Here is a 627-nt window from a genome sequence, read left to right as displayed (position 1 = left end):
CGTCTCGGCCACGGAGCCGTCGTCGCGTTCGGTGTATTCCGTCTGGAGCATCTTCTCCTTGTGGGTGTCACCTTTGACGACGAGTACGCGCCCGCTCTTGGACGTCACTACGCCGGAAATCGCGCCTGCGGCCAAGGCCAGGGCGAGATGCCAGTGCGACAAGGCCCGCGCGGGCGGACGCAGCGACTGCTGCGCGGCGCCCAGGTGGGTATCGAGCGCCGGCCAGAGTCCTTGCAGCCGGCCGACTTCATCGGCGAACTGCTCGGGCTCCATCGTCACGCGATAGAAGTGCTCCGGCTCGGCCGGGCTGGCAGGGACGGTGTACGGCAGGAACGGCCATTCGAGCGGCAGTTCCTCGGCTTCGGCGTCACCCTGTCCGATCTGCAGCAGCAGACCGCGCACGGCTTTGACCGACTCCGACGCCTGGTCGCGCTGGCGAACCCGGCGACCGAAGATCACCACCTGCTTGAACTGCGTTTCCACCGCACGGTAGATGCGCAGGTCTTTGAGGTGGCGCGTCAGCCATCCGACCAGCTCGGCGTCGAGCACGTAGGACGGCACGATGAAGATCAGCACGCCGCCGTACTGCAGCAGCGGCAGCGCGCGCTGATAGAACAGCTTTTCCAG

At 66.5% G+C, this 627-nt stretch carries 1 protein-coding gene; it reads right to left on the bottom strand.

Translation table 11 applies throughout. The features are described 5' to 3' along the window. A partial coding sequence (locus N5K27_RS29010; protein ID WP_279821044.1) for a DUF6094 domain-containing protein occupies positions 1-627 on the bottom strand: 627 nt, incomplete at both ends.

The organism is Pigmentiphaga sp. GD03639 (genome assembly GCF_029845405.1).
In the GTDB taxonomy this organism is placed as follows: domain Bacteria; phylum Pseudomonadota; class Gammaproteobacteria; order Burkholderiales; family Burkholderiaceae_B; genus Pigmentiphaga; species Pigmentiphaga daeguensis.
This window is presented reverse-complemented; position numbering and strand designations above follow the sequence as displayed.